Annotated in this window: 26 protein-coding genes and 1 tRNA gene; 16 read left to right on the top strand and 11 right to left on the bottom strand. The window is 57.8% G+C overall.

What is annotated here, in order from left to right; genetic code table 11:
- The first annotated feature begins 45 nt into the window (after window positions 1-45).
- From BMZ01_RS04760 to BMZ01_RS04730, 7 genes are all read left to right on the top strand, one after another.
- Window positions 46-831, top strand: a complete 786-nt coding sequence (locus tag BMZ01_RS04760; protein WP_092284975.1) for a lytic transglycosylase domain-containing protein — start codon at window positions 46-48, stop codon at window positions 829-831.
- Between the two features lie 147 nt (window positions 832-978).
- A complete protein-coding gene (eno, locus tag BMZ01_RS04755) occupies window positions 979-2,256 on the top strand; it encodes a phosphopyruvate hydratase (RefSeq protein ID WP_092284973.1) in 1,278 nt (425 codons plus the stop codon).
- 141 nt (window positions 2,257-2,397) lie between these two features.
- Window positions 2,398-3,000: an FtsB family cell division protein gene (locus BMZ01_RS04750; RefSeq protein WP_092284971.1), complete on the top strand. Its 603-nt coding sequence runs from the start codon at window positions 2,398-2,400 to the stop codon at window positions 2,998-3,000.
- 49 nt (window positions 3,001-3,049) lie between these two features.
- Entirely contained in the window at window positions 3,050-3,664 is a 615-nt protein-coding gene (locus BMZ01_RS04745; protein WP_092284969.1) for a DUF501 domain-containing protein, read from the top strand.
- Window positions 3,661-4,632: a Ppx/GppA phosphatase family protein gene (locus tag BMZ01_RS04740; protein ID WP_092284967.1), complete on the top strand. Its 972-nt coding sequence runs from the start codon at window positions 3,661-3,663 to the stop codon at window positions 4,630-4,632. The genes BMZ01_RS04745 and BMZ01_RS04740 overlap by 4 nt, the downstream gene beginning before the upstream one ends.
- Window positions 4,633-4,672: 40 nt before the next feature.
- Window positions 4,673-4,746 (top strand) — tRNA-Leu (locus BMZ01_RS04735).
- Window positions 4,747-5,179: 433 nt separating this feature from the next.
- The gene (locus BMZ01_RS04730; RefSeq protein WP_092284965.1) at window positions 5,180-6,004 is read left to right on the top strand and encodes a Bax inhibitor-1/YccA family protein; all 825 of its coding nucleotides are present in this window, start codon (window positions 5,180-5,182) and stop codon (window positions 6,002-6,004) included.
- Between the two features lie 190 nt (window positions 6,005-6,194).
- Here BMZ01_RS04730 and BMZ01_RS04725 read toward each other — a convergent pair whose 3' ends face one another.
- The 3 genes from BMZ01_RS04725 to BMZ01_RS04715 form a co-directional block, all read right to left on the bottom strand.
- On the bottom strand, window positions 6,195-6,707 hold the full coding sequence (locus BMZ01_RS04725) for a hypothetical protein (protein WP_092284963.1): 513 nt from the start codon (window positions 6,705-6,707) through the stop codon (window positions 6,195-6,197).
- A 45-nt stretch (window positions 6,708-6,752) separates the two neighbouring features.
- On the bottom strand, window positions 6,753-7,277 hold the full coding sequence (gene greA / locus BMZ01_RS04720) for a transcription elongation factor GreA (RefSeq protein ID WP_092284961.1): 525 nt from the start codon (window positions 7,275-7,277) through the stop codon (window positions 6,753-6,755).
- A gap of 191 nt (window positions 7,278-7,468) precedes the next feature.
- Entirely contained in the window at window positions 7,469-7,909 is a 441-nt protein-coding gene (locus tag BMZ01_RS04715) for a DUF4307 domain-containing protein (RefSeq protein ID WP_177180063.1), read from the bottom strand.
- A 141-nt stretch (window positions 7,910-8,050) separates the two neighbouring features.
- Here BMZ01_RS04715 and mca point away from each other — a divergent pair, with 141 nt between their 5' ends.
- From mca to BMZ01_RS04695, 4 genes are read left to right on the top strand one after another with little or no spacing between them, the layout of a single operon-like run.
- Complete coding sequence (gene mca / locus BMZ01_RS04710) at window positions 8,051-8,938, top strand: mycothiol conjugate amidase Mca (RefSeq protein ID WP_092284957.1); 888 nt, start codon at window positions 8,051-8,053, stop codon at window positions 8,936-8,938.
- Between the two features lie 32 nt (window positions 8,939-8,970).
- Window positions 8,971-9,234 (top strand): hypothetical protein, encoded by a 264-nt coding sequence (locus tag BMZ01_RS04705; RefSeq protein ID WP_092285073.1) that lies wholly within the window; start codon window positions 8,971-8,973, stop codon window positions 9,232-9,234.
- Window positions 9,235-9,255: 21 nt separating this feature from the next.
- Window positions 9,256-10,035 carry an isoprenyl transferase gene (locus BMZ01_RS04700; protein ID WP_092284955.1) on the top strand — a complete coding sequence of 260 codons (780 nt, stop codon included), beginning with the start codon at window positions 9,256-9,258 and terminating at the stop codon, window positions 10,033-10,035.
- Between the two features lie 37 nt (window positions 10,036-10,072).
- Window positions 10,073-10,597 carry a flavodoxin domain-containing protein gene (locus BMZ01_RS04695; RefSeq protein ID WP_092284953.1) on the top strand — a complete coding sequence of 175 codons (525 nt, stop codon included), beginning with the start codon at window positions 10,073-10,075 and terminating at the stop codon, window positions 10,595-10,597.
- Between the two features lie 63 nt (window positions 10,598-10,660).
- On the opposite strand, the gene coaA is transcribed toward BMZ01_RS04695, so the two are convergent.
- The gene (gene coaA, locus BMZ01_RS04690) at window positions 10,661-11,584 is read right to left on the bottom strand and encodes a type I pantothenate kinase (RefSeq protein WP_092284951.1); all 924 of its coding nucleotides are present in this window, start codon (window positions 11,582-11,584) and stop codon (window positions 10,661-10,663) included.
- Window positions 11,585-11,700: 116 nt separating this feature from the next.
- On the opposite strand from coaA, the gene glyA reads away from it, so the two are divergent.
- The gene (glyA, locus tag BMZ01_RS04685; RefSeq protein WP_092284949.1) at window positions 11,701-12,987 is read left to right on the top strand and encodes a serine hydroxymethyltransferase; all 1,287 of its coding nucleotides are present in this window, start codon (window positions 11,701-11,703) and stop codon (window positions 12,985-12,987) included.
- Window positions 12,988-13,048: 61 nt separating this feature from the next.
- Here glyA and BMZ01_RS04680 read toward each other — a convergent pair whose 3' ends face one another.
- On the bottom strand, window positions 13,049-13,393 hold the full coding sequence (locus BMZ01_RS04680) for a DUF5997 family protein (protein WP_092285071.1): 345 nt from the start codon (window positions 13,391-13,393) through the stop codon (window positions 13,049-13,051).
- A gap of 83 nt (window positions 13,394-13,476) precedes the next feature.
- Between BMZ01_RS04680 and BMZ01_RS04675 the strand changes: the two genes are divergently transcribed.
- The 3 genes from BMZ01_RS04675 to BMZ01_RS04665 all read left to right on the top strand — a co-directional run bounded on the left by BMZ01_RS04675 (window position 13,477) and on the right by BMZ01_RS04665 (window position 15,410).
- Window positions 13,477-14,139, top strand: a complete 663-nt coding sequence (locus BMZ01_RS04675) for a type 2 periplasmic-binding domain-containing protein (RefSeq protein WP_092284947.1) — start codon at window positions 13,477-13,479, stop codon at window positions 14,137-14,139.
- 101 nt (window positions 14,140-14,240) lie between these two features.
- Window positions 14,241-14,846: an LGFP repeat-containing protein gene (locus tag BMZ01_RS04670; protein WP_092284945.1), complete on the top strand. Its 606-nt coding sequence runs from the start codon at window positions 14,241-14,243 to the stop codon at window positions 14,844-14,846.
- A 237-nt stretch (window positions 14,847-15,083) separates the two neighbouring features.
- The gene (locus BMZ01_RS04665; protein WP_092284943.1) at window positions 15,084-15,410 is read left to right on the top strand and encodes a hypothetical protein; all 327 of its coding nucleotides are present in this window, start codon (window positions 15,084-15,086) and stop codon (window positions 15,408-15,410) included.
- Between the two features lie 299 nt (window positions 15,411-15,709).
- On the opposite strand, the gene BMZ01_RS04660 is transcribed toward BMZ01_RS04665, so the two are convergent.
- The 4 genes from BMZ01_RS04660 to glpX form a co-directional block, all read right to left on the bottom strand.
- Window positions 15,710-17,356 carry an MDR family MFS transporter gene (locus BMZ01_RS04660; RefSeq protein WP_092284941.1) on the bottom strand — a complete coding sequence of 549 codons (1,647 nt, stop codon included), beginning with the start codon at window positions 17,354-17,356 and terminating at the stop codon, window positions 15,710-15,712.
- Window positions 17,357-17,362: 6 nt separating this feature from the next.
- A complete protein-coding gene (locus tag BMZ01_RS04655) occupies window positions 17,363-18,001 on the bottom strand; it encodes a TetR/AcrR family transcriptional regulator (protein ID WP_092284939.1) in 639 nt (212 codons plus the stop codon).
- Between the two features lie 246 nt (window positions 18,002-18,247).
- Window positions 18,248-19,654 (bottom strand): class II fumarate hydratase, encoded by a 1,407-nt coding sequence (locus BMZ01_RS04650; RefSeq protein ID WP_092284937.1) that lies wholly within the window; start codon window positions 19,652-19,654, stop codon window positions 18,248-18,250.
- A gap of 257 nt (window positions 19,655-19,911) precedes the next feature.
- Window positions 19,912-20,919 carry a class II fructose-bisphosphatase gene (gene glpX / locus BMZ01_RS04645; RefSeq protein ID WP_092284935.1) on the bottom strand — a complete coding sequence of 336 codons (1,008 nt, stop codon included), beginning with the start codon at window positions 20,917-20,919 and terminating at the stop codon, window positions 19,912-19,914.
- A 187-nt stretch (window positions 20,920-21,106) separates the two neighbouring features.
- Here glpX and BMZ01_RS04640 point away from each other — a divergent pair, with 187 nt between their 5' ends.
- Window positions 21,107-21,682, top strand: coding sequence for a DUF4245 domain-containing protein (locus BMZ01_RS04640; protein WP_092284933.1), 576 nt, complete (start codon window positions 21,107-21,109; stop codon window positions 21,680-21,682).
- Here the strand turns inward: BMZ01_RS04640 and BMZ01_RS04635 are convergent.
- Together BMZ01_RS04635 and xseA are read right to left on the bottom strand one after the other, a co-directional pair.
- On the bottom strand, window positions 21,679-21,942 hold the full coding sequence (locus BMZ01_RS04635; RefSeq protein WP_092284931.1) for an exodeoxyribonuclease VII small subunit: 264 nt from the start codon (window positions 21,940-21,942) through the stop codon (window positions 21,679-21,681). The genes BMZ01_RS04640 and BMZ01_RS04635 overlap by 4 nt on opposite strands.
- 26 nt (window positions 21,943-21,968) lie before the next feature.
- A complete protein-coding gene (gene xseA / locus BMZ01_RS04630) occupies window positions 21,969-23,222 on the bottom strand; it encodes an exodeoxyribonuclease VII large subunit (protein WP_092284929.1) in 1,254 nt (417 codons plus the stop codon).
- Window positions 23,223-23,354 lie beyond the last annotated feature (132 nt).

Below are 23,354 nucleotides of genomic sequence, written 5' to 3'. Positions count from 1 at the left end.
TTCTAAAGAGGCCCCACACACCAAGGGCAGATAGGGTTAGTCGGCATGAATGAAGGAGTTCGCCGGGCGCTGGGCTGCGGCTGCGGTTCAGTGCTGGCCATGGTGATGGCCATCATTATGGTCGGGGTGGGGCTCTTTAGTTTCGGGCCGGCGAATAAATACTCCGGATCAGATCCGCTGCCGGAGAATGTGCCACCGCTACGCGGCGAAGAAGTCCCGATGATTGATGTGCACGCGCCGGGAAGAACCTCCTTGAAACTGGGTTTTTGGGCCGAACCGATTGCTAAAGACACTGGGATTCCGGTGGCTGCGTTGCAGGCCTATGGCAATGCTGAGTTAATTGCCGCGCAGGCGTGGCCGGAATGTCACCTAAGTTGGACGACCCTGGCGGGTATTGGGTGGGTGGAAACCCAACATGGCAGTTACTCCGGGAAGGTGTTTTCGCCCTCGAAGATTAATGCCGAGGGTTATGTGGAGCCGCCGATTGTGGGCCCGGCATTAGATGGCAGCAATGGGTTTATGGAAATCCGGGACACTGATAATGGTGAATTAGATGGGGACACGGAGTTTGATCGGGCAGTGGGGCCCATGCAGTTTATTCCCACCACCTGGGCGCGTTTTGGGCGCGATGCCAATGGGGATGGGAAGGCGGATCCGCAGCAGATTGATGATGCGGCATTATCGGCGGCGCATCTTTTATGCGCGGGACGGAATCTAACGGACCCGGAAGAGTGGCGTTCCGCTATCCATGCCTATAACCAATCGACGGAATACATGCTCAAAGTGCGTGAGGCAGCTAACGCTTATGCCGAGCGGCGGACCGTTTACTAGTACTTTTGCTGTGATTCGGGCCCCAAAGTCCCCCTGGTCCGGCAGAGCGCAAGTTTTTCTGGAAGAATCGGACTCAGGCACGATTCGGAAAGAATCGGGCAAGAACTCACATAGTTCGAAGATTCATCGTTAAATAGGAGGCCACTAGTGGCAGACATCATTCACGTATACGCCCGCGAGATTCTGGATTCCCGTGGCAACCCCACCCTCGAGGCCGGCGTCGTGCTGGATGACGGTGCGCACGGCGTGGCCGGCGTTCCCTCCGGTGCTTCCACCGGTATTCACGAAGCCCACGAACTTCGTGATGGCGGCGACCGCTACCAGGGCAAGGGTGTCCTGAAGGCCGTCGAAAATGTCAACGAGGAAATCGCTGATGAGATCGCCGGCTTCGAAGCTGATGATCAACGCCTCATCGACGAAACCCTGATCAAGCTGGACGGCACCGACAACAAGTCCCGCTTGGGTGCTAATGCCATCCTGGGTGTGTCCCTGGCGGTGGCGAAGGCCGCTGCAGAATCCGCAGACCTGCCGCTGTACCGCTACATTGGCGGCCCGAACGCCCACACCCTGCCGGTTCCCTGCATGAACATCATCAACGGTGGCGCTCACGCTGACTCCGGCGTGGATATCCAGGAATTCATGATCGCGCCGATCGGTGCCGAGAGCTTCGCTCAGGCCCTGCAGATGGGTGCCGAGGTGTATCACAACCTTAAGTCCGTGATTCAGGCTAAGGGCCTGTCCATCGGCCTGGGTGACGAAGGTGGCTTCGCCCCCTCCGTGGAATCCACCAGGGCTGCACTGGACCTGATCATGGAAGCCATCAAGAAGGCCGGCTACGAACCGGGCAAGGATATTGCCCTGGCTCTGGATGCTGCTTCTTCTGAGTTCTACGAGGATGGCGTCTACAAGTTTGAAGGCGGCGAACACTCCGCTGAAGACATGGCCAAGGTCTATGGCGAATTGGTCGAAGAATATCCGATCGTCTCCATTGAAGACCCGCTCTTTGAAGATGACTGGGAAGGCTATGCCTCGCTGACTGCCGCCCTGGGCGACAAGGTTCAGATCGTGGGCGACGACTTCTTTGTCACCAACCCAGAGCGTCTCCAAAAGGGTATCGACACCGGCGCCTGCAACTCGCTGCTGGTGAAGGTTAACCAGATCGGTAGCCTGTCTGAGACCCTCGACGCTGTTGAGATGGCTCACCGCGCTGGCTACACCACCATGATCTCGCACCGTTCCGGTGAAACCGAGGACACCACCATCGCTGACCTTGCGGTTGCCGTTGGTAGTGGCCAGATCAAGACCGGTGCACCGGCTCGTTCCGAGCGTGTTGCTAAGTACAACCAGCTGATTCGCATTGAGCAGGAACTGGGCGACGCCGCCACCTATGCTGGTCGCAGCGCTTTCCCGCGTTTCAAGGCCTAAGGCTGCGAAGCTGAAGGTGCTGTCTTAGCTCCTTAAGTTCGCTACACCCCACGCGCGCTTCCCTAATCTGAGTAATCATTTTGGGAAGCATGTGCGTGGGGTGTACTCATGTGGCTGATGTGGCGCTATGCTTAAAAGCCTATGGCTACAGAGAGTAAGAAGCAGGTACCGGTAACCAGCCGGGAGATCACCGGCGCGAAGAAACCTCGCACCTTCCGGATGCCGGCCCTGCCTCGCCTTTCCCTAGGTGAGGTGCTGGTCATGCTGTTTGTCGCCATTTTGACCCTGGGGGTGATGTATGCGCCGCTGCATAATTACTTTGAGCAGCGCACCGAGATCGCCCGGATTAGTGCTTCTAATGAGGTCAAGGCCAAGAAAGTAGAAGCCTTGAAGGAAGAAATTGAGCGCTATTCCGATGATGCCTATGTGGACGAGCAGGCCCGCCGCCGACTTGGGGTGATTCCGGAAGGAACTCGCGCCTTTAGGATTATTGATCCGGGAATGACCGGCTCCGGCACTGTCGAAAAACGCACTAAGCACGATGAGACCCCGCAGGCGTGGTACGAGGTGTTGTGGGATTCAGTGACGGTGGCTCCGGAAGACGAAAATAAAGACTCGAAACCCGAGATGAAGTTGCCGGTGGAGAAACCGGAAGAGCTGCCAGCGGAAGCCCCGGCTGAAGCACCGGCTGAAGCCCCGGCAGAGGCACCACAGGACGCCCCGGCAGAGGCACCGCAACCCTAGTCGCCTGGTGCTTCTCCTTCGGCCAGCGCATCGTGAGAGAATGGCATTCATGACTGCCGTCCCCGAAAACCACAGCCCCAACGCAGAAGCACCCAACGCGCAAGCGCCCACCGCAGAAGATCTCGCCGCCGTTGCCGAACAACTCGGTCGCGAACCCCGCGGGGTGCTAGAAATCTCCTACCGCTGCCCAGATGGGGCGCCGGGCGTTATTAAAACAGCACCGCGCTTACCGGACGGCACTCCCTTCCCAACGCTCTACTACCTCACGGACCCACGCCTTACCGCCGAAGCCTCCCGCCTAGAAGTAGCGCACGTGATGAAGTGGATGACGGCGCGCCTAGAAAGCGATGAGTCACTAGCCCGCGACTACCGCGAAGCCCACGAACATTTCCTCGCCACCCGCAACGCGATCGAAGATCTAGGCACGACATTTTCCGGCGGCGGCATGCCAGATCGCGTCAAGTGTCTCCACGTACTCATCGCCTACGCGCTTGCCGAAGGCCCAAAGCGCGTCCGCTTAGGCACTGAAGCGGTCGCTTTGGCTGCCGAGAACCCCGCCCTGCGGGGCACCGCCATCCCCGCGGATTGGCCCACCCCCTCAGACCTCGGCATCCCCACAGCCGAAGAGATTAATGCCCAAGTAGAGCAGGAGATGCTTTCATGACCCGCTTGGCGGCCGTTGATTGCGGCACTAACTCAATTCGTTTGCTCATCGTCGACGCAGACGAACAGGGGCGCCAACGCGAAATCCAACGCACCATGGAGATCGTGCGCTTAGGCAAAGGTGTCGACGCAACCGGGGAATTAGACCCCGCAGCGATTGACCGCACCCGCGCTGCCCTGGCACGCTACGTGCAGGTCATGAAATTCGAGCAAGTCAAAGATGTGCGCATGGTGGCCACCTCTGCCACCCGCGATGCCAGCAACCGCAATGACTTCTTCAATATGACCGCCGAGCTCCTCGGCGAAGTCCGCCCCGGTGCAGTCGCCGAAGTCATCAGTGGGGAAGAGGAAGCCTCCTTAAGCTTCCGCGGCGCCGTTGCTGATCTGCCGGCCGACCGCGGCCCCTTCTGCGTTATTGATCTTGGCGGTGGCTCCACCGAGTTCATCGTCGGCGAGCACGATGGCGCCATCTACGGTTCGCATTCCGCCCAGATGGGATGCGTGCGCATCTCCGAGCGCATTATGCGTTCCGACCCGCCCACCGCCAACGAAATCGAGATCGCCGAAGACTACGTCGCCGAACGCCTAGAGCGAGTAAAGCTCCTGGTGCCCATTGATAAGGCCCGCACCTTCGTCGGTTGCGCCGGCACCTTCACCACTCTCTCCGCGCTTGCCCAGGGGCTAGAGGAATACGATCCGCGAGCAACACATTGCTCTGAGCTGCGTCTGGACGCCCTGCAGGTGCTGACAAAACAATTGCGCGGCTTCCCAAGCGCTCAGCTAGCCCAAAACAAGGTGATTCACCCCGGCCGCGCGGATGTTATTTCCGGCGGAACCATGGTTGTCGATGGAATCGCAAAAATGATTCCGCAGGTAACAGGCGTGAACTCGATAGTGATTTCCGAAAAGGATATTCTCGATGGCATTATTGCAGGGCTGGTGGAAACATCCCCGGCGATGATGCAGTAAAGTAATACCGCGGTGCGGGCATCAACCCCAGCATCGCAGGGCCCCCATAGCCCAACCGGCAGAGGCAGCTGACTTAAAATCAGTCCAGTCTGGGTTCGAATCCCAGTGGGGGCACAAAATGCCAGGTAGGGGCCCTAAAGCGAAAATGCTACCTGGGATGGTGTCCAAAAAGTGTCCATTTAATCGGCGCGTATTCTTCAACCCCCAGGTGGCCACACACAGTCACCTGGGGTTTTGCATATGCAGGGTTTGGCTTTCCCCGAGACCGGAGCCGGGGCAGGGCACGCGCGCTTGGGGCTCGCAAAAAACTGGAGTGTGCCGCGCCGGCTTTATTCTTCGACGCGAGTAGAACACGAACTACCAGCCACCCGCATAAGGCCATCTGTTGTGCGCTCATCCTATTCTCCCCGCGCAGCGCTCTTAAGTCTTTTGGGCAAGAAAAAATTTTCCCAGGGTTCAGGGAACTAAATCAACGGTGGTTGCGTTGTACCCAATGAACCTCGAATAAAGACTCACTATTGCTAGGAAAGGAACGGGGTCCCCCAACATGCGTAGCAGCAACCCTGTACTAAATTCTCTGAGTGCCGGTTCGCGTGGGCGGAATTCCTACCAGCAGGCTTCCCCCGCATTCGACCAGTACGAACAGCCGACCCTGGGCTTCCCGCCCTCGACGACTGACGACACCCGACCGATGACCGTCGACGATGTGGTCACCAAGACCGGCATCACCTTAGGCATCATCATTGTCGGTGCCATCTTCAACTTCATGCTGGCCAGCTACAACCCCAGCCTGGCAATGATGCTGACCCTCGTCGGTGCCATCGGTGGTCTGATCACCGTGTTGGTGGGCACCTTCAAGCGCAAGTTCGGCTCCAAAGCCATCACCTTGACCTACGCAGCCTTCGAAGGTCTCTTCGTCGGTGGCATCTCCTTGATGTTCACCAACGTTCTGGTCAGCGGCGCTGATGCTGGTGTGATGATCGGCCAAGCCGTGCTCGGCACCCTGGGTGTCTTCCTGGGCATGCTCTTCGTCTACAAGACCGGTGCTGTGAAGGTGACCCCGAAGTTCACCCGCATCCTCACCGGCGCTCTGGTTGGCGTTCTAATCCTGATGGTCGGCAACCTGCTGCTGGCCATGTTCACCGGCAGCAACCCGCTTCGTGATGGCGGCACCCTGGCCATCATCTTCTCCCTGGTGTGCATCGGCCTGGCTGCCATGAGCTTCCTCCAGGACTTCGATGTGGCTGATAAGCTCATCCGCTCTGGCGCTCCGGCTAACTACGCCTGGGGCGTGGCACTGGGCTTGGCTGTCACCCTGGTGTGGCTCTACACCGAAATCCTGCGCCTGCTCAGCTACTTCCGAAATAGCTAAGCCGCAAGGGCACAAGCGCCTAGTACTCCCCATGAGTTGGACTTCCAACTGGTGGGGAGTATTTCTATGCCCCACAGCCCCCACATGAGACAAAAATGAAGGGCCTGCCTCCCATACTCCCGAACAATCCGGGAGCGGTGGGGGACAGGCCCTTAAAAACTTCTGTTATGAAGTTGGGTTCGAGCTGCTCTTAGAGCTCGATGCGAACGTCATCAACCTCAACCTGGGTGAACACCAGGCCCTGGGAGCTTTCGGTCGGCTCAGAAAGCACAACCTTCACGTTCTCAGTGGTGACCTTCTGGCCATCCTGGCAGTTCGGGGAGCAGTCGTTAACCTCACGGGTTCCCACGCCCACTGCCTCATCGGCGGTCCACTTGGACCAGTTGATGTCCTTCAAGGAATCATGATCATTCAGGCAGGAGAGCGCGATGGCATCCGGCTCAGTAGAGGGGCTGCCAACACAGTTGATATAACCGGGCAGTTCCGACTTAGCGGCCTCAGAGGTGGTGGTCGTGGCCGTGGACGTCGTGGTGGAGGTGCTGCTTGCTTCCGTGGAGTCAGCAGCATTAGTCGGGGCAGAGAAACTCTGCGCGGTGTCAACCTTCTCGGTGGAGTCAACCTCACCGGGCGGGGTGCAGGCGCTTAAACCAATAGCCAGCAGGCCGGTGGTACCGATCAGCAAAGTCTTACGCAGGGCAGTCATAGCGACGCAGGAATCCTTACTTCAAACAAAATGGGGGGAGTAGCGCTAGTTTTTGGCGCGCGGGGTGGCAGCCTTCTCCGAGTTATAGGGCTCGGCCGACACGATGGTGACGGTGATGGTGTTGCCATTCGGGGCGGTGTACTCGCGGGTATCACCTTCCTGGGCGCCAATAATGGCGGCACCCAGCGGAGACTGCTCCGAATAAGTCTCCAGGTCCTTATTATCCGAGGCGGCGGCGCGGGTACCGATCAGGAAGGTTTCCTTCTGGTTCTCGTCACCGTTGTAATAAACGTGCACCACGGAACCGACGTGTGCGACACCTTCAACAATGCCGGAACGTTCGGTGGTGGAGTTCGCCAGGATCTCAGAGATCTGCTTAATGCGGGCTTCTTCTTGATCCTGCATTTCGCGGGCAGCATCATAGCCAGCGTTTTCCTTGAGGTCGCCTTCTTCACGACGCTCATTGATTTCCGCAGCTACCACCGGGCGGTGGTCAATCAAGGCCTGGAGTTCAGCTTCCAGCTTCGCCTTGGTTTCCGGGGTGATGTACTGCTTTTGATCCTCTGCCATGGTGTTCTCCCTTGGGGATGATTCTTCAGTCAATGGGGCGCTGATAATACCAGCTCGCAAACACACAATAATGCCCTAGGTGTGTCAAGCACCCAGGGCCAAGGGGTGAGAAGCAAGCAGCGTAGCACCGGCTATTCGTCACCGCGGATTCTAACATAAGTGCTTATGAGCCCGCGGTGTTCAGGTGCGGATTAGTAATCCATATAAGAGGGCATATGGGTAGAGCACCCATACACATCTCCAGCCACCGCAATATCGCGCGTGGGGATGGTGACCTGATAGGTGCTCATGCGTTCCCCACCCGGTGGAATAATCAGCTCGCGGCGACCCACCTCAGCCATGTCGTAGTTCTTCGCAGTGACAATGCAATAGGAGGGCTTATCCACGTGCTTGCGGTCAATATCTAAGGTGACCTGCAAGGTGTGGTCATCAAGGCGCTCATGGTCGCGGTGCGTGGCAGTAACTTCCACCTGATCGCGATAACGCAGGAACATTGCGAAAGCAATAATCACCACGGCTAGTAGCACCACCATGAAAATCGCCAGGAGTTTTCCAGACCAGGTGGATTGCTCACCGCGGGAAGCACCAGCGGCATAGCGCGTCGCCGGACGTCGCGGATTATTTTTAGTCATGTCATCCTTGCTGAAGCTATGAAAGGCTGAAGCCACAGTGGCCCTCTTTGGGCACCATCCTAACCCTTTTAGCTGAACGGGCATTAGGATGGGCACATTAGGCCGCACACAAACTTGTAGGGAAGGACTGAACCAGGAACGATGGGTTCACCAACTTTGAGGCTTCTGGCCATTCACGCCCACCCTGATGATGAAGCCAGCAAGGGCGCCGCCACCCTGGCGCGTTACGCTGCTGAAGGGCACCGCGTTATGGTGCTGACCTGCACCGGTGGGGAACGTGGAGACATCCTCAATCCCGCCATGGAAAAACCCGGCGTGTTAGAGAACCTGCCGGCGATTCGTAAAGAAGAGATGGCGCGCTCGGTTGCTGCCCTAGGGGTGGAGCACCGCTGGTTGGGCTATGAGGATTCTGGTCTTCCCCAAGGGGACCCGTTGCCACCGCTTCCCGAGGGCTGCTTTGCGCTGGTACCGCCCGAAGAAGCCGCCACCTCTGTTATTAAGGTGATCCGCGAATTCAAGCCGCATGTGATCATTACCTATGACGAAAATGGTGGCTACCCGCACCCTGATCACCTCAAGGTGCATGAGGCCAGCATGATCGCGTGGGAGAAAGCCGGTGATCCCACCTTCGCCCCGGAAGCAGGGGAGCCCTGGACCCCGCTGAAGCTTTATTACACGCATGGGTTTATTCGCCAACGCATGCAGATCTTCCATGATCTGCTCATTGAGGAAGGCAAACCCAGCCCCTATACCTCCATGTTGGAGCGTTATAAGCGCAATAAAGCAGATATTTTTGCACGGGTAACCACGCAGGTGGAGTGCGCTAAGTACTTCCCGCAGCGGGAGGAATCCTTGCGTGCGCATGCCACCCAGATTGACCCCGCGGGTGCTTTCTTTGGCACTCCTAGTGATGTGCAGGCAAAGTATTGGCCGACGGAAGAATTCGAGTTAGCTAAAACCCGAGTGGCCACTACTCTTCCGGAAGACGATCTTTTCGCAGGCATTGAGGAAGAAGGAGTAGAGCGGTGAACGCCCTAAGCGATGCGGTGTACTCGACCGGGATGTTCATCCTGGCCCAGCAAGAAAAAGGTGGGCCGCTCGGTCCGGAGTTCGGTAAAGCCTCGCCGATTGGTTTGCTGATTCTCGCCGGTTTGGCTGTGGTGGTGCTGTATCTGGGGTGGGCTTTCCACCGCCGCTTCTCGCGGATGAATCGCCGCCGGATTTTCGCCGAAGAACATGGCATTGATCTTTTCGATGAAGAGACCTTAGATAAGGCGATGGCGGAAGCCGGAGTGTTGGATCGCCGACGTAAACATTGGCTCTAGCCGGGGACTAGACTGGGGTACGTGAATATCCTCCCCCGACTGCTTTACCCGCTCTATGAAGCGCGTTTGCGCCGAGAGCTCGAAGGCAAAAACCAGCCCCGCCATGTTGCCGTCATGTGCGATGGCAATCGGCGCTGGGCTAGGGAAGCGGGTTTCGTCGACGTTAGTCATGGTCACCGCGTTGGCGCGAAGAAAATTGGCGAGATGGTGCGCTGGTGCGAAAGCACCGAAGTGGAGCTGGTGACCGTCTATTTGCTCTCCACCGAAAACCTCGCCCGCGACTCCAGCGAATTGGATTTACTCTTCTCCATCATTGTTGATGTGGTGGAAGAACTCGCGCAGCCAGATTATGACTGCCGCGTGAATATGGTTGGGCATCTTGATCTATTGCCCGAAGAGATCGCCACCAAGCTCACTAAAGCCGCTGAGTCCACCCATAGCCGTCAGGATTCCTCTGGGGTGACGGTGAATGTGGCGGTAGGTTATGGCGGCCGCCAAGAGATCGTGGATGCGGTTCGCGAACTCATTGATGATGAGCTTTCCCACGGCACTGACCCCAAGAAGCTTTCTGATGGGGTGAGTGTGGAATCACTATCCAAACACCTCTACACCTCTGGGCAGCCAGACCCAGATCTTGTTATTCGTACCTCTGGTGAGCAGCGCCTTAGTGGATTCTTGCTGTGGCAGGCTGCCTATTCTGAAATCTGGTTCACCGACACCTATTGGCCGGCCTTTAGACGCATTGATTTCTTGCGTGCCTTGCGCGACTATTCCCGCCGTTCGCGTCGCTTCGGCCGCTAAACTCACCCCCTCTGACACACCCCACCTTTTGCCTGTTATGAATACACCAGCCATTTTCGCCACCAGTAATTACGGCAGCACTGATCGCTATGCTGCCGAATTAGCCCGCCGATTAGATACCACCGTCCAGCCCATTGAGAATATTCAGGTCAGCGGACCAACCATTGTTATGTCTTATGTCCATGGCCCGAAACTCCCGGTGGCTGAGGCCTTAAATTCCATTGATGCCCAGACCCTGCAACGCTTCCCGGTTGCAGGGTGTGTGGTGGGAATGTCGCTAAAAGAAGCGGCGGAATCACGCGATCAATTAGGCAATGCGTTAGGCAATAAAGCCCCCTTTGTGCAGCGCTTTTATCTACCCGGGGAGCTGAAATACAGCACCTTATCGCGCCAACACAAAGCGATTATGTGGGGCATTATTAAGGCCTTGAAAGCCAAGCCGCACCCCGATGCCAATGAACAGGCCATGATTGCTGGCTATAACCGCGATATCTCGCAGGTGGATTTCGCAGAATTAGATCCCATCATCGCGTGGCTTCATAACCAGCCCGGCGCGGCATAGTTGCCTGAAGCACACCGCAACGCACCTGAAAACTCCCACCACCGGGTCTCGGGCAAAGCAAAACTAAAGCTTGCGCATTCGCACGCGGTTAATGGTGTGGTCAGCGTCTTTACGCAACACCAGGGAAGCGCGCACGCGGGTGGGCAAAATATTTTCCACCAGGTTCGGCAGGTTAATGGATTGCCAGATCTCGCGGGCTTTGGCGCGGGCACTGGAGTCACCTAAGTCCGCATAGTGCGAGAAGTGTGCGCCGGGGGCGCGGAAAGCAGTTTCGCGCAATTGGAGGAAGCGCTCGATATACCAACGCTCAATATCTTCAATGCGGGCATCGACATAAACGGAAAAGTCGAAAAGATCACTGACCATGAGTGTTGGCCCAGTTTGGAGCACATTAAGCCCCTCCACGATCAAAATATCGGGGCGGCGCACAATCTGCACCTCATCAGGCACACGGTCATACAGGGTGTGCGAGTACACCGGGACGGCGACTTCGGCCTTGCCGGATTTCACCTCGGTGACAAAGCGTAAGAGTTTGCGCTGTTCATAGGTTTCTGGATAACCCTTGCGCTGCATCAGGCCGCGGCGATTAAGTTCAGCGGCGGGGTAGAGGAAACCATCGGTGGTCACTAGATCCACCCGCGGGTGTGACTCCCAGCGCTGCAGGAGTACCTGCAAGAGGCGGGCGGTGGTGGATTTGCCCACCGCCACGGAACCGGCGATGCCAATGATGAAAGGCACATGCCCAGGCGGTGAACCGAGGAAGGTTTCGGTGGCGGCGGTGAGCTCCTGGCGGGCGGCGACCTGGAGGTGGATCAGACGGCTAAGCGGCAGGTACACATCGGTGACCTCATCGAGGTCAATATTTTCACCCACGCCGCGCAGGGCGATGACCTCGGATTCGGTGAGCACCTGCGGCATGGATTTACGCAGGGCGCGCCAGGTACTGCGATCGAAATCCAGGTAAGGGCTGGTGTCTTGGCGGGCCATGTGCTTATTGTGCCCCGGATGACCTTAATGGCGAAACACCGCGGGTGTGTTCGCTACCCTCACAAAGCGCGCTAGGATGTGAGGAGCATGACAGGCCCAAACTTGAAAGGTGACCCGTGAACGGCTCATTTAACCAGCCCCTCGCCGAGGTAGATCCGGATGTTGCTGAGGCGATGCGCGCCGAGTTGCATCGCCAGCGTGACACCCTCGAAATGATTGCTTCGGAAAACTTTGTGCCGCGCGCGGTGCTGCAGGCCCAAGGATCCGTGCTGACCAATAAGTACGCCGAGGGTTACCCCGGGCGTCGCTACTATGGCGGCTGCGAGCACGTTGACGTGGTGGAAGATATTGCCCGTGACCGCGCCAAGGCGCTGTTTGGTGCGGAGTTTGCCAATGTACAGCCGCACTCTGGTGCGCAGGCTAATGCTGCAGTACTGCACGCCCTGATTAATGCTGGCGATAAGATCATGGGCCTGAATTTGGCTCATGGTGGTCACCTGACCCACGGCATGAAGATCAACTTCTCCGGCAAGCTCTACCAGGTTGCTGCCTATGGTGTGGATGAAGACACCATGCTCATTGATATGGATAAGGTCCGCGAGCAGGCCCTGGCGGAACGCCCCGATGTGATTATTGCCGGCTGGTCCGCTTACCCCCGTCACCTTGATTTCGCGGCTTTCCGCGAGATCGCTGATGAGGTGGGTGCGAAGCTGTGGACCGATATGGCGCACTTTGCTGGCCTGGTGGCTGCCGGGCTGCACCCCTCCCCGGTGCCGCACTCTGATGTGGTGTCCTCCACCGCGCACAAAACCTTAGGCGGCCCGCGTTCTGGCCTGCTCTTGGCGAAGGAAGAGTGGGGCAAGAAACTGAACTCCGCGGTCTTCCCCGGCCAGCAGGGTGGTCCCTTGATGCATGTGATCGCTGCGAAGGCTGTTGCTTTGAAGATTGCCGCCAGCGAGGAATTCAAGGAACGCCAGGAGCGCGTCATTGAAGGTGCGAAGCTGTTGGCTGAGCGCCTGACCGCGGAGGACTGTAAGGCCGCCGGTGTGGATGTGCTCACCGGTGGCACGGATGTGCACCTGGTGTTGGCTGATCTGCGCCACTCTGACATGAATGGTCAAGAAGCCGAGGATCTGCTGCACGCGGTGGGCATTACTGTTAATCGCAATGCGGTGCCTTTCGATCCGCGCCCGCCGATGGTCACCTCTGGCCTGCGCATTGGCACCCCGGCGCTGGCCACCCGCGGTTTTGATACTGCGGCTTTCACCGAGGTCGCCGATATTATTGGCACCACCTTGGCGGCCGGCAAGAACGCTGATGTGGATGCCCTGCGCGCCCGCGTCACCAAGCTGGCTGAGCAGTATCCGCTGTATGAGGGCTTGGAGGAGTGGAAGCTCTACTAAACCATAGGCCCTAAGCCGACAGCGCATAAGAAAAGCACCCCTCACCTGGGGTGCTTTCTTTTTAGTTGCCTTCTTTAGCGCGATTCTCCGCAGCTTCGCGGCCTTCCGCCAAGGCCGTGCGCGCCTTGCGCAACCACTCTGGTTGATCCTCCAACAAGGCCTTAATCTCGGCGGTGGTTAGTGGCTTATCCATATCATTGCGCTTGAGGGCTGCAATGGTGATGCCGAGCTTATGTGCCACCACCGGGCGCGGGTGCGGGCCATTGGCACGCAACTCAGCGAGCCACTGCGGCGGATTATTCAAGAGTTCGCGCAGCTCAGCGTGGGTGACAGCGGATGCTTGGAACTCCTCCGGGGCTGCCGGGAGATAAATGCCAAGTTTCTTTGCCGCCGTCTGCGGCTTCATGGCGGTCCCGGACGGGGTACGTACAGCGGATTCTTCATTCACGTGCTCCACGCTATCACTACCCTCGACTAGAATCGCAGATCATGTTGCGCCTTAGCTTTGTCACCGGAACCGAACCAGGTAAATGGCTGGAGCGCTATCGCAGCCGCCACCCCCAGGGGTTAGAGGCATGGGGAAGCGAAGACCCCTTAAAAGAATTGCTGCAGGGCTTATCCGAGATCGTGTTATTAAGGCTCCCAGACCCGCGACTCTTCCCAGGCGCTGAGCTAGACGCACGTTTTCATTTGGTTCGCCTCTATGAGGAATCCCCCGGCGTAGCAGTGCCCAAAGAAAGCGTTTATGCCGAAGTCGGCCAGCCGCTCACCCAAGCCGATATTGCGGATGAACCCTGCCATTGGGAACCCGGAAGCGATGGGGTGATTGACGTTTCCGCAGTGCGCGAGGGGTTAAGCATCGTCGCGGCGAATGTGGGTGTGGTCAAAGCCCCCGGGCCCTTATTGAAGACCTTATCGAAGAAACTCGTTCGCCCCTTGCCCTTTGTCGATGGCGAACCCACCCCCATTGCCTTGGTGTGGTTGAAGGAAAAGGACAGCCCAGAGATCCAAGATTTCGTGGCAGTAGCCAGGGGGCGCCGGGCTAGTTCCTCACGCGGGGAAGTAAAGAAGAAACGCACCGCGCGGGAGAAAACCTTGGCGAAACAGCAGCGCCGAAAGAATCACAATCCGGTAAAGAAACGCCGCCGTTAATTGCATATTTTTTTATCAATAGGCAAGGTGGATAGAGGGGATCCTGCTTCACCCAACAGAATCCCTTAGATACTATTTCCCAGCCCTATTGAAAGGCCCTCATGACTTTTTCTTTGCGTACTGCCTCGGTTGTTGCTCTTAGCGCCGCTACCTTGACCCTTGGTCTCACCGCCTGCACCACCGACGACGCAGACAAAGAAGTAACCGAAACCGCAACGGCCACCGAAACCACCGGCACCACCACCGCTACTGCCACCGACAGCGCTGAAACCAGCGCCAGCGAATCGGTCGCCACCGAAACCGCTACCGAAACTGCCACCGCCACCGAAACCAAGGCTGTGGAGATGGTGGAGCTTGATGGCCAGCAGGTGCCGGCCGATATTGCCGCCAAGATCGAAGAGCTCGGCGGTGTCGAGAAGCTCGACGGCATTAGCAAGGTCACCAAGGAAGGCGACGCCGATGTCGTGTACCTAGGCGAGCACCGTCGCATCTACTTCACCCCGGAGACCGGCGCACACCTGATCCAGGGCAAGATCCTGGAAACCTGGATCGAGCAGGGTGGCGTTGACTCCGACCTGGGCCTGCCGACCAGCGATGAAAAGGAAATCACCAACGGCTGGCAGTCCGATTTCCAAAAGGGCCAGATCACCTGGACCTCTGCTACCGGCGAAATTGGTGACTTCCAACCCACCATCGTCAACAACTAATAAAAGCTGTGCTTCGCACCCTTCGGTTTTTACCGGAGGGTGCTTTTGTGTCTGCGCCGAAAGTTGAAGGCTCCTGACACCCAAAGGTTGGGAAGGTATGGCTGGCTCTGACAAGCAAAGAAACTGCAGCTAATCTAAGCATGAACAAGTGCACATGAATGTCAGATTCACCCGCACAAAGACTCACCCCCTTATTCCCCGCACACATAGCCGCCCCCGAAGGACTCCAGTCGCACGATGGTCTTGTTTCAAATACCGGCAATGGGCGTGTACTTCTTCTTCATGATCGTCTACCTCGGCAATAAACGAGGCGTCATCAGCCCACATTTTTCCTGGACTCGCATTAAACCCGGCATCGCCCTAGTACTGGCACTAGCAGGGCTAGCAGCCTTCCTCTTCCCCTTTATCAGTGTGCTTAATAATGGCTCCACCTTCGCCAGGGCAGTGGTGGCCTTTTCCTCCATCATCACCATCGCCATCCCCTTTATGAGCATCTCGGTTGCCCAACGCCGCCAAGAACGCGATGGGGTACCCGAAGAAGTCCGCCCCTACGAGGAGCTTTGATCACACTCTTCCGACTTTTGGGAAGTTTGGTTACCGATCCAAGGAAGTGGTTGAGGCTACACAGTAATAGCCTTTAGCGAGAATGGGCTGGTCCGTGCCCTTGTGCTTTGAGCCGTGAGATAGCATCGCGTCCTATGTTGATGGCTCTAGATGTGAATCCTTGTAGGTAGCCTTTTCGGCGGACCGCCATAGTTATCTCGCCAACTCCGGCATAACACCAACTAGGTGCGGCAAAGCGAAACCCCCGCGGCACGCCTTAAAAGACTGTGCTGCGGGGGCCGGCGGGTCTCGGGGAAAGCTTAAGAAATAGTCTTGGAGAGCTTTTCTTCACGCACCGCCCACGCCACTGCGGCGCAGAGCAGCGCAAGCGGGGCGAGGATGAGGAACACGGGGGTGAGCGCATCATTGTAGGCCAGCTGGATGGCGCTGCGGACCGGTTCCGGGAGATTCATCACCAGGTGCGGGGTGAGTCGGGAGGCGGAGCCGAGTTCTTGGAATTGCTGGGTGACGGCAGCGCCCTTGTCGCCCAGCGAGGCGATAGCTGGTGGCACGTTCTTGGCGAGGTTATTGACCACCCCGGAGGTGAAGAGCCCACCGACGAGCGCGGAACCTAAGGAACCACCGATTTGGCGGAAGAAGTTATTCGCGCCGGTGGCAGTACCCACCATGGACAGTGGGAAGGAGTTTTGGACGATGAGCACTAACACCTGCATGGTGCAGCCCACGCCGAAGCCATAGATGAAGAGGTAAATACCCAGCACCCATAGTGAGGTATCGGGGGTGAGGAAGCTTAAGAGCACCAGCCCGAGGGAGGTGATCACCATGCCAACGATCGGGTAGATGCGATAACGCCCGGTACGCGCAATGATGGCGCCAACGCTAATGGAGGTGCCCATCACGCCGATCATCATGGGGATGATCATCAGGCCAGCTTGGGTAGGCGTCATGGCGTGCACCATCTGCAGGTAGGTGGGCAGGTAGGCCAGGGAACCGAACATGAACACACCCACACCCAGGCCCACGACGGTGGTGAGCACGAAGTTGCGGGTCTTAAAGAGCGTCATGGGTACCAGCGGGTTCTTGGCGCGCAGCTCAATGAGCACAAAGAGGATGGCGAAGACCACGAAGATGGCAATGAGGCTGAGGATCAGCGGGGAGGTCCAGGGGTGCTCATTGCCGCCCCAGGTGACAAAGAGAACCAGGGCTGCGGTGGAGATGGCCATGGTGATGGTGCCGAGCCAATCAAGCTGCAGTTTGCCGCGTTCGCGGCGCGGGAGCTTGAGGAAAATAACGGTGGCGATAAAGGAAGCTAAACCGATCGGGATATTGAACCACATGCCCCAACGCCAGCCGGGGCCATCGGTAAACCAGCCGCCTAGTAGCGGGCCTAGCACTGCGGAGACGCCGAAAACCGAACCCATGATGCCCATGTACTTGGAGCGTTCGCGGGCGGTGGTGACCTCGGCGGTGATCGCTTGGGAAAGGATCATCAGGGCACCACCGGCGACACCCTGGACGGCGCGGCCGATAATCAGCATGCTCATGCTGGTAGATAGTGCGCCGATGGCGGAGCCGCTCATAAAGAGCACGTTGGCGAAAAGGAAGAGGCCCTTGCGGCCGATTTGATCGCCGATTTTGCCGAAGATGGGCAAGGCGATGGTTTGGCCGAGCAAGAAGGTGGTGATCACCCAGGACATGTGGTTTGCACCGCCGAGGTCACCGACGATGGTGGGCAGCGCGGTGGCGAAGATGGTTTGGCCAAGGGAGCTCATGAGCATAGAGAGCATGAGCGCGGCGATAATGAACTTAATGTCCTTGTGCGGAGCTGCAGTGGCGGAAGCCTTGGCTGGGGTCGCCTTGGGCGTGGTTGCCTTCGTTGCTGCGGAGGGCTCTGCGGGCTCGGGGGTGTTCTTCGGTTTCGCGTTGTGCGGTGGGCGAGTTGTCATCAAAAGTTATCGGCTTTCACAAATTAGAGTCAGATCTTTAAAGGCAGCGCTGCATTCGGATTCGAGGGCATCCATGGTGGTGTCCTCTCCGCGAGTCCAGCGCACAAAGCCCAATTGCAAAGCAGAAGCGGCGAGCGCCAGGATGGTGTGCGCTTCGCTTTCCACAGGGCCGGGTAAAAGCCTGGTGTCGGGATACTTGTTGAGGTACCTAACCAGAAGGTCTCCCAAGGATTCATACACGTGGGTGACGTGCGTGGATCTTTGGAAAAGGAGTTCCGGGTGCCGCTGCCGGATTTCTTTGCGGCGGCGCATCACGATCCCGCGGCGGGAACGATCAATGCATTGACCGGTGCTGAGTTGGTGGAAAGCCAAGGTGATCACGGCGGCTGGTAGATCCTCATGCGGCTGAGCTAAGAAGTCTTCTTCTTGAGCTGGGCTGGGTGGCCGTGGGGGATCGCCGAAGATCGCGGTTTCTTTGCCATCAACGTAGTTAAAGAAGGTGCGTTTAGAGATTCCGGCGGCGTGACAAATGTCTTCGACGGTGACAGATTCAAGCCCATCTTGGGCAACCAGGCGAGTGGCGTGCTCCTCGATGGCGGCGCGGGTAGCCCGACGCTTGCTTTCTCGTAGAGATTCTTCTGTCATAGATGACCAACATAGTCTCAAACTTGCACTGAGTGAAAGTTTGCACCCCGTGAAATTAGTGACCCTTACAGGAAACAGTTGTGCCCCTCACATTTGGGGTCTGGGGTGGCCTAGTGCGTCCCATGGCAGTGTCCCGCACCAGCGCAGCCAAAACCCCGCACCAGCAGTGCTAGCTAGTGCGGGGTTAAGGGGAAGTGCTTCGCCCTACCGCGTTAGGTCGCTCTAAAGCGGTGAAGCGCAGCGGACTTAGAGATTATCGCGGTCCGTGTTGGCCATCTTCAGCACATCAAGGCGCTTATCGAGCTCTTCTTCGGTGAGCTTCTCACCATCAACAAAGCCCAGGTCAATAACGGTCTGACGGATGGTCTTGCCTTCCTTTAGCGCCGTCTTAGCTACCTTCGCAGCAGCCTCATAACCAATTGCAGAGTTCAGCGGAGTCACAATCGAAGGCGAGGACTCAGCCAAGGTGCGCATATGATCCACATTCGGCTCAATGCCATCAACCAGGCGCTCCGCGAACACGCGGGCAGTATTAGCCAGCAGGCGGGAGGACTCCAGCACATTGCGGGCCATCATCGGGATGAACACATTGAGCTCGAACTGGCCCTGGGAACCACCGAAAGCAATGGCGGCATCATTACCAATCACCTGCGCGGAAACCTGGGTGGCGGTTTCGCACAGCACGGGGTTGACCTTGCCCGGCATAATCGAGGAACCCGGCTGCAGGTCTGGCAGGTGAATTTCACCCAAACCGGTCAGCGGGCCGGAACCCATCAGGCGAATATCATTGGCGATCTTATAAAGCGACACCGCAATGGTGCGCATAGCGCCAGAGAATTCCACCAGGCTATCGCGGGCAGCCTGTGCCTCGAAGTGGTTCTTGGCTTCGGAAAGCTCATCAATACCGGTGAGCTTGCGCAGCTCCTCGGTTACCTTCGCACCAAAATCAGCGGAGGTATTCAGCCCGGTGCCGGTGGCGGTACCACCAATAGCCAGCTCACCAAGGCGCGGCAGGCAGGCTTCCACGCGCTCAATGCCCAACTCAATTTGGCGGGCATAGCCACCGAATTCCTGGCCCAGGGTCACCGGAACGGCATCCATCAGGTGCGTGCGGCCGGACTTTACAACGTCCTTCCACTCATGCGCCTTCTTCGCCAGGGATTCCTGCAGCACCTTCAGGCCCGGAATAAGGTCCTTCACGGCAGCTTCCGTGGCAGCCACATGCGTGGCGGTGGGGAAGGTGTCATTGGAGGATTGACCCATATTCACATGGTCATTGGGGTGAACCTCCACGCCAGCCTGGTGAGCCAGCGAAGCAATAACCTCATTGGTATTCATATTCGAGGAGGTCCCGGAGCCGGTCTGGAAGACATCGATCGGGAACTCATCATTGTGCTTGCCCTCAGCCACAGCCTTCGCAGCCGCAATAATGGCATCAGCCTGCTCGGCATCCAGCACCCCAGAATCCTTATTGACCTGCGCACACGCAGCCTTCAGCAGGCCCATGGCGCGGATCTGCGCGGCTTCCAAGCCACGCCCGGAAATCGGGAAGTTTTCTACCGCACGCTGAGTTTGCGCTCGCCACAACGCCTTAGCGGGTACCTTAACCTCGCCCATAGTGTCGTGTTCAATGCGGAATTCCTGTTCGGTCATACAATCACCTTCTGTGTTGAGAGCTATCTGTCTTTTCAAGTATGGCTTAGTTTTGGTTTCCAGGGGGTGAGCTCTACCCACCTTCACCCCACGAGGTGAGGAAGATCTCTTGCTTTACTCGAGATCGGCGTGCTGCGCTGCGCAGTCAAGCCGCGGCTTCGCAGTTGCTTAAGGTTTGCCGCATCGCACCTTGTGGATACGAGAATTCCCCGCAAGCACACCGGGTGGTTGTGAAGCTTGCGGGGAATGAGGATTGCCTAGACCTTGGGGGAATAATCCACCACGGAGTATTCCTGCAGCTTGGCGAGCTTGTGGCGCGACTCAATGAAACGAATTGTGCCGGACTTCGAGCGCATCACCAGCGAACGGGTGGTAGCACCAGAAGAGCGGTAGCTCACCCCACGCAGCATGTCACCATTGGTGACACCGGTGGCAGCGAAGTAGCAATTATCCGAAGAAACCAGGTCATTGGTCAGCAGCACCTGATCCAGGTCCAGCCCAGCATCAATGGCCTTTTGGCGTTCGGCATCATCCTTGGGGGCAAGAATGCCCTGGATTTCACCATCCATGCACTTCATGGCGCAGGCAGTAATAATGCCCTCCGGGGTGCCACCGGTTCCCATCATGATGTCCACAGAGTTGGTGTCCTGCGCGGCAGCCACCGCACCAGCTACGTCACCATCAGAGATTAGGCGCACCTTCGCACCAGCGCGACGAATATCGCTAATCAAATCCACGTGACGCGGGCGGTCGAGTACCACCACAGTGACATCCGAAGGCGAAATGCCCTTAGCCTTCGCCACCGCATTGATATTGTGCTCCACCGGAGCCTCGATATCGATGCTTCCTGCAGCCTCCGGGCCAACAGCAATTTTCTTCATATAGAACACTGCCGAGGGGTCATACATGGAGCCGCGCTCAGCTGCCGCGATCACCGAAATAGCATTGGGGCGACCCTCAGCCATCAAGGTGGTGCCATCAACGGGGTCCACGGCAATATCCACCGCAGCACCAAACCCGGTGCCCACTTCCTCGCCATTAAAAAGCATGGGGGCTTCATCTTTTTCGCCCTCGCCGATCACCACAACGCCGGCCATATTCACGGAGTTGATGAGCTTGCGCATGGCATCCACAGCGGCACCATCGCCCTCATTCTTCATCCCGCGGCCCACCCAGCGCCCGGATGCCAGTGCGGCAGCCTCGGTAACGCGGACCAATTCCATGGCCAGGTTGCGATCTAGGGCTTCCTGGTGAGTTTCGTTCATATGAGCACGGCCTCCTGAAGGTTAGTCACTGCGCAGGTAACGTCGCGTCCCAGCCGTGGGACGCAAGAAATAGTGTGCGACACCTGCCACTCATGATTGTTCCACTAATTGCGCACTCTTAGTGCCGGAAAGCCCCCCGAAAGAGGGGCTTGACCTGTTCGGCTTTATACATGACATACTTAGCACCGTGGCTGAAGAGAAACCTCGTATCTTCCAAGGCGGCAAAGACATGACGATGTCCTTGGCGCTCATCACCCTCATCGTGGTGCTAGCGGTATGGCCGACGGGCATGTGCACCTTCTCCAAAGGCACGCCCGAAAATGGGCCAGTCCATGAAGTTGATGCGCACTCCTTCCTCAGTTTGGAAGCCCGCGGCATGAACTTCCCCGTGCGCGAACCCGCACTGCCAGAAGACTGGACCCCCAACTCCGCGCGCCGCAGCGCCATCGCCGGCACCCCCGCCCCCACCATGGGTGTTGTCACTCCAGACGGCGGCTACCTCCAGCTCATCCAAACCGATGTGGAGCTAGAAGACGCCGTCAAAAGCGTGGATGGCCAACTCCGCAAAGAAGACTCCCGCCAACAGATCGCCGGCGGCCACGAAGCCATCCGCTATACCTCGGAAGACCGCGATGTGCGCGACCTCTGGGCCATCGACATGGGTGATGTTCGCCTGCTTATTAGCGGTGCGGCCACCCAAGAGGAGTTCCGCACCTTCATGGATGCTGCGGTCAGCGCCCCACCACTACCGCATTCGGACTAGTCCTCCTCGGCGCCTAAGGCTTTAGCGATTCTTTGAGAAGCCCCGTCAAGATGCTCCTCACATCGCTTCGCTAAGGCCTCGCCGCGCTCCCAATACGTCAAGGACTCGTCCAAACCCATCTGGCCAAGCTCTAGGATCCGCACAACTTCTTGAAGTTCACCGCGGGCCTGCTCATAGTTAAGCTCCTCCACCGGAGTTAAGGAACTGGGGTTAGGAACCCCACGGCCAATCACATCGGGATTCTGATTCGGGCTGCTCATAATAAATTTTCCTTCTAATCTGCTGGCTAATCTGCTGGGGTGGTACCCATAGCTGCGGCGCTAATGGAACCATCAGTGACACGAATACGTAATTGCGACCCCGGCGGGGATTGTTCAATAGTGGTGACCACCTGCGGCTCAGAATGATCCCGCGGAATCACCTGTACCACCGCATACCCACGCGCCAAGGTCGCGCCGGGACCAAGTGCTGCTACCTGCGAACGCAGCGAAGCAATGCGATTAGTTTCCTGATCCACCAGGTAACGGATCTCGCGGCGGATCTGCTGCCAGGAGCGCTCCACTTCCTCACGGTGCAGGCCAATCAGGCGTTCTGGTTCCGCCAACACCGGGCGTGAGCGAATCGCTTCTAATTGTTTGCGCTCGCGATCCACCCAGCCATATAGCGCTGCGGCACTGCGTTGGCGCAGCTGCATAAGCAGCAGCCGTTCCTCATTAACATCCGGAACCACCTTCTTGGCTGCATCCGTAGGGGTTGCGGCCCGAAGATCCGCCACATTATCCAAAATGGGGTTATCTGGTTCATGGCCAATCGCCGAGACCACCGGGGTGCGACATAGTGCCACTGCGCGCTGCAAAGCCTCTTCAGAGAAGGGCAGCAGGTCTTCTACCGAGCCACCACCGCGGGCAATAATAATCACGTCCACCTCGGGGTCAGCATCAAGTTGTTGCAGTGCTGCAATAACCTGCGGCACCGCATTAGCGCCTTGCACCGCACTGTGGATCGTGGTGAAGCGCACCTCCGGCCACCGCTCATGCGCCACCTTCAACACATCGCGTTCGGCTGCAGAATCACGCCCGGTAATCAGCCCAACGCAATTCGGCAGGAAAGGCAGCGGTTTCTTCCGCGCCGGATCAAATAGCCCCTCGGCGGCTAGTTGCTTGCGCAAAGCCTCAATCCGCGCCAAAAGCTCCCCAATACCTACCGGCCGGATTTCGCTCACCCAAATGGAGAGCTCCCCGCGGCCTTCATAGAAGCTCACGCGACCATGCACCACCACCCGCGCGCCTTCTTGCAAAGGGGTAGGGGAGTTCGCCACCAAAGAGGAGGGGCAGGTCAGCCGAATACTTTTTTGCTCCTCGGTATCCCGCAGCGTCAAATAGCTCAAAGACCACGAGGGCTTGTAATTAATCTGGGCGAGCTCACCTTCCACCCACACCGCACCTAGGCGATTAATCCACCCCTTAAGTTCAGCGTTGAGTCGACTGACCCGCCACGGACGTTCCGGTGACGTCGGGCCTTGGTTACTCGCGGCGCACATAGTGTCACCCTTCCACGGTGTTCCCGGCTATTTACCACGGCTTAGTCTACGGTGCGCAGCGGCCGTTCGGCAGCACCTCACGCCTACGGTCTGTGAATAACCCAGCTGTGCCCGCAAGTTATCCACATTCTG

It is taken from the genome of Corynebacterium spheniscorum, assembly GCF_900113445.1.
Lineage (GTDB): Bacteria > Actinomycetota > Actinomycetes > Mycobacteriales > Mycobacteriaceae > Corynebacterium > Corynebacterium spheniscorum.
This window is presented reverse-complemented; position numbering and strand designations above follow the sequence as displayed.

Excerpts from the sequence above, each read along its gene's own strand:
- coaA (WP_092284951.1), bottom strand. The coding sequence starts at position 11,584 with ATGGCCCGCCAAGACACCAGCCCTTACCTGGATTTCGATCGCAGTACC.
- BMZ01_RS04740 (WP_092284967.1), top strand. The coding sequence starts at position 3,661 with ATGACCCGCTTGGCGGCCGTTGATTGCGGCACTAACTCAATTCGTTTG.
- BMZ01_RS04695 (WP_092284953.1), top strand. The coding sequence starts at position 10,073 with ATGAATACACCAGCCATTTTCGCCACCAGTAATTACGGCAGCACTGAT.
- BMZ01_RS04745 (WP_092284969.1), top strand. The coding sequence starts at position 3,050 with ATGACTGCCGTCCCCGAAAACCACAGCCCCAACGCAGAAGCACCCAAC.
- BMZ01_RS04635 (WP_092284931.1), bottom strand. The coding sequence starts at position 21,942 with ATGAGCAGCCCGAATCAGAATCCCGATGTGATTGGCCGTGGGGTTCCT.
- BMZ01_RS04715 (WP_177180063.1), bottom strand. The coding sequence starts at position 7,909 with ATGACTAAAAATAATCCGCGACGTCCGGCGACGCGCTATGCCGCTGGT.
- BMZ01_RS04660 (WP_092284941.1), bottom strand. The coding sequence starts at position 17,356 with ATGACAACTCGCCCACCGCACAACGCGAAACCGAAGAACACCCCCGAG.
- BMZ01_RS04760 (WP_092284975.1), top strand. The coding sequence starts at position 46 with ATGAATGAAGGAGTTCGCCGGGCGCTGGGCTGCGGCTGCGGTTCAGTG.
- mca (WP_092284957.1), top strand. The coding sequence starts at position 8,051 with ATGGGTTCACCAACTTTGAGGCTTCTGGCCATTCACGCCCACCCTGAT.
- BMZ01_RS04665 (WP_092284943.1), top strand. The coding sequence starts at position 15,084 with ATGGTCTTGTTTCAAATACCGGCAATGGGCGTGTACTTCTTCTTCATG.
- xseA (WP_092284929.1), bottom strand. The coding sequence starts at position 23,222 with ATGTGCGCCGCGAGTAACCAAGGCCCGACGTCACCGGAACGTCCGTGG.
- BMZ01_RS04670 (WP_092284945.1), top strand. The coding sequence starts at position 14,241 with ATGACTTTTTCTTTGCGTACTGCCTCGGTTGTTGCTCTTAGCGCCGCT.
- BMZ01_RS04675 (WP_092284947.1), top strand. The coding sequence starts at position 13,477 with ATGTTGCGCCTTAGCTTTGTCACCGGAACCGAACCAGGTAAATGGCTG.
- BMZ01_RS04650 (WP_092284937.1), bottom strand. The coding sequence starts at position 19,654 with ATGACCGAACAGGAATTCCGCATTGAACACGACACTATGGGCGAGGTT.
- BMZ01_RS04705 (WP_092285073.1), top strand. The coding sequence starts at position 8,971 with ATGTTCATCCTGGCCCAGCAAGAAAAAGGTGGGCCGCTCGGTCCGGAG.
- BMZ01_RS04750 (WP_092284971.1), top strand. The coding sequence starts at position 2,398 with ATGGCTACAGAGAGTAAGAAGCAGGTACCGGTAACCAGCCGGGAGATC.
- BMZ01_RS04680 (WP_092285071.1), bottom strand. The coding sequence starts at position 13,393 with ATGAAGCCGCAGACGGCGGCAAAGAAACTTGGCATTTATCTCCCGGCA.
- greA (WP_092284961.1), bottom strand. The coding sequence starts at position 7,277 with ATGGCAGAGGATCAAAAGCAGTACATCACCCCGGAAACCAAGGCGAAG.
- BMZ01_RS04730 (WP_092284965.1), top strand. The coding sequence starts at position 5,180 with ATGCGTAGCAGCAACCCTGTACTAAATTCTCTGAGTGCCGGTTCGCGT.
- BMZ01_RS04725 (WP_092284963.1), bottom strand. The coding sequence starts at position 6,707 with ATGACTGCCCTGCGTAAGACTTTGCTGATCGGTACCACCGGCCTGCTG.
- BMZ01_RS04655 (WP_092284939.1), bottom strand. The coding sequence starts at position 18,001 with ATGACAGAAGAATCTCTACGAGAAAGCAAGCGTCGGGCTACCCGCGCC.
- glpX (WP_092284935.1), bottom strand. The coding sequence starts at position 20,919 with ATGAACGAAACTCACCAGGAAGCCCTAGATCGCAACCTGGCCATGGAA.